This is a genomic window from Burkholderia sp. E168m23, assembly GCF_016586125.1.
Taxonomy (GTDB): domain Bacteria; phylum Pseudomonadota; class Gammaproteobacteria; order Burkholderiales; family Burkholderiaceae; genus Burkholderia; species Burkholderia orbicola.
The window spans coordinates 1-2,863 of sequence record NZ_BCPP01000914.1; the positions used below are offsets into that span (position 1 = coordinate 1).

At 71.0% G+C, this 2,863-nt stretch carries 4 protein-coding genes; 2 read left to right on the plus strand and 2 right to left on the minus strand.

All coding sequences use genetic code 11. The features are described 5' to 3' along the window. A partial coding sequence (locus JMF90_RS31840; RefSeq protein WP_201325920.1) for an STAS domain-containing protein occupies positions 1–567 on the plus strand: 567 nt, incomplete at its 5' end. 12 nt (positions 568–579) lie between these two features. Here the strand turns inward: JMF90_RS31840 and JMF90_RS31845 are convergent. Beyond that, the gene (locus tag JMF90_RS31845; protein ID WP_011547542.1) at positions 580–1,455 is read right to left on the minus strand and encodes a LysR substrate-binding domain-containing protein; all 876 of its coding nucleotides are present in this window, start codon (positions 1,453–1,455) and stop codon (positions 580–582) included. Positions 1,456–1,497: 42 nt separating this feature from the next. On the opposite strand from JMF90_RS31845, the gene JMF90_RS31850 reads away from it, so the two are divergent. Next, positions 1,498–2,151, plus strand: coding sequence for a LysE family translocator (locus tag JMF90_RS31850; protein WP_011694768.1), 654 nt, complete (start codon positions 1,498–1,500; stop codon positions 2,149–2,151). Positions 2,152–2,215: 64 nt separating this feature from the next. Here the strand turns inward: JMF90_RS31850 and JMF90_RS31855 are convergent. Further along, positions 2,216–2,863: MFS transporter (locus JMF90_RS31855; protein ID WP_201325921.1), on the minus strand; the 648-nt coding region annotated here is incomplete at its 5' end.

Sequence of the window (2,863 nt, forward strand, 5' to 3'; positions counted from 1 at the left end):
CGCCCCGGCGAATTCACGCTTGCGCTGATCACGGCCGCGGCCGTCGTGACGGTCGGCGTCGAGCAGGGCATCCTGCTGGCCGTCGCGCTGTCGCTGATGCGGCACGTGCGCCACAGCTACCAGCCGCACACGATGGTGCTCGAACCGGTCGCCGGCAACGGGCGCTGGCAGCCGGTGCCGACCCGGCGCGGCGCGATGACGGCGCCGGGGCTGATCGTCTACCGGTTCGGCGCCGACCTGTTCTTCGCGAACGATCACCTGTTCGCTGCCGAAGTGACCGAACTCGTCGACGCGGCACCGTTGCCGCCGCGCTGGTTCGTCGTCGACGCGGGCGCGATCACCGATGTCGACTATTCGGCCGCGCGGACCTTGGCCGATCTCGTCAGGGCGCTGCATGCGCGCGGGATCGGCGTGCTGTTCGGGCGCGTGAACCGCTATCTGCGTGCGGACATGGATCGTCACGGGATCACCGAGGTGGTCGGCGCGTCGTGCATCTTCGCCACGCTGCATCAGGCGCTGGAGGCGGCGGGCACGACGCCCGCGCCGCAGGAGCCGGGCACGGTGTAGCGCGATGCGGCGCTACGCGAGCGCGCGCAGGCGCGCGAAACCGTTGCGCAGGTAGCGGGCCAGTTCCGTCGCGGCCGGCGTGTGCTGGCCGCGCGGCACATGCAGGTTGATCGAGAAATTCGGCAGGGCGGGCAGGCCGCCGCCGGCCGGCAGGATCTCGAGGTCGGGCGGCACGGTGGACGCGAGCCAGACGGTCACGGCGAGATCGGCGCGCACGGTCGCGGCCGTGGCATCGAAACTGCCGTTCTCGAACACGGTGCGCCACGGGCGATCGCAGCCGCGCAGTGCGTCGAGCACCGTCGGGCGGAATGCGCAGGTCTGCGCGACCATCGATACCGGCAGCGGCGAGTGCCGGTGCGCGGTGCCGCCTTTCGCGCCGACCCAGACCAGCCGGTCGACGGCGATGCACTCGCCGCGCGACGACCCGACCGGGGCCTCGATCAGCGCGACGTCCAGGTTGCCGTGCGTGAGCCCGCGCCGCAGCTCCGGCGACGCCGCGCACACGAGCGTGAGCGCGACCCGCGGATGCGCGTGGGTATAGCTTTTCAGGATCGGCGCGAGACAGGTGCCGACCAGATCCTGCGGCGCACCGACACGTACCGTGCCTTCCACCGCGCCGGCGGTCAGCTCGGCGAGCAGCGCATCGTGGGCGGCGAGCAGCCGTCGCGCCTGTTCGAGCAGCCGCTCGCCGGCCGCCGTCAGCAGCAGGTTGCGATGCTCGCGGACGAACAGCGGGCCGGACAGCATTTCGAGCCGCGCAACCTGCTGGCTGATCGCGCCTTGCGTCAGGTGCAGCGCGTGGCCGGCCGCCGTCATGCTGCGATGATCGGCGACCGAGACGAATGCGCGCAGCAGCGCGAGGTCGAGATTGCGTGTCATGCGTCGCATTATGACCGCTAATGACAGGCATCAAAATGTTTCGCTGTCGTAATGCAAGAATCGCAGGTAAAAACGGGGCTTCGATCACGACGACCGGGAGCCCTCGTGCCGCTTCACGACTATCTGCCGCTGCTGCTGTTCGTGATCGTGTCCACCGTGACGCCGGGTGGCGCGACGACGCTGGCGACCGCATCGGGCGCCCATTTCGGCTATCGGCGTTCGCTGCCGCTGATGGCAGGCATCGCCGCGGGCCTGGCGTCGATGGCGGCGGCGGCCGCCGCCGGGCTCGGCAGTGTGCTGCTCGCGCTGCCCGCGTTGCAGCTCGTGATGAAGGCGGTCGGCTCGGCGTACCTGATATGGCTGGCGTTACGCATCGGTCGTGGCGGCAAGCCGCGCCTCGATGTCGACGTGCACCGGCCGCAAGGGTTCGTCAGCGGCGTGTGGATGCTGTGGCACAACCCGAAAGGCTGGGCGATGACGCTCGGTGCGGCCGCGTCGTTTGCGGCGCTCGCGTCGGGGCCGGCGCGGCTCGGCGTGCTGCTCGGTTTTGCATTCGGCGTGGCGGCGATGGCGTCGTTGTCGCTGTGGTGTTTCGCCGGGCTGCTGTTCGCACGCGTGTTGCGCACGGAGCGGCAGTGGCGCTGCCTGAATGCGGGGCTCGGCGTGCTGCTGGTGGCGTCGATCGTGCCGATGTGGCTGCCGTAGCGGGAGGCCGCGCACGCGGCGCCGCCCGGGTTCGGCGCGAACCGGCCGGTGCGTTGCCGGTTCGTCAGTCGCCGCCGCCTGCACCGGCCGAGCGCAACGGCAGCCGCAGCGTCGTCGCGAAGCTCGCCGCATGCAGCGCGCACAGCAGGCCGAACGCCCATGCATACGCGACGGCCGGCGTGCCGCCGACCGACGCCGCTTCGGCCTGCAGCCGCCACGCGAGGAACAGCGTGCATAGCGTGGTGAACGTCGGGCCGCCGAGCCGCTGCACGATATTGAGCGACGTGGTCGCCATCGGCAGGTCGCGGCGTTCGACCGATGCATACGCGGCGGCGATCGACGGCGCGCCGATCGCACTCTGGCCCATGCCGCGCAGAAACAGCGCCGGGACGAGCACGCGCGGATCGTAGCCGGTCAGCGCGAGGAACACGAGCGGCAGCGTGGCGACGAGTGCGAGCAACGCACCGGCGGCGGCCAGCCGGCGTACGCCGAACCGGCTCGTCAGCGCGCCCATCGACGGATAGGTGACGAGCATGCCGAGCCCGAGCGGCGCGAGCAGCCAGCCCATCTCGCCCGGCGAGCGCCCGCATGCCTGGATCAGGAACACCGGAATCAGCATCTGGCCTGCATACAGCGCGCCGTTCGACAGGAACTGCGTGCCGGCTGCCGCACCGAACACGCGCGAGCGAAACAGCGCGAGATCGATCAGCGC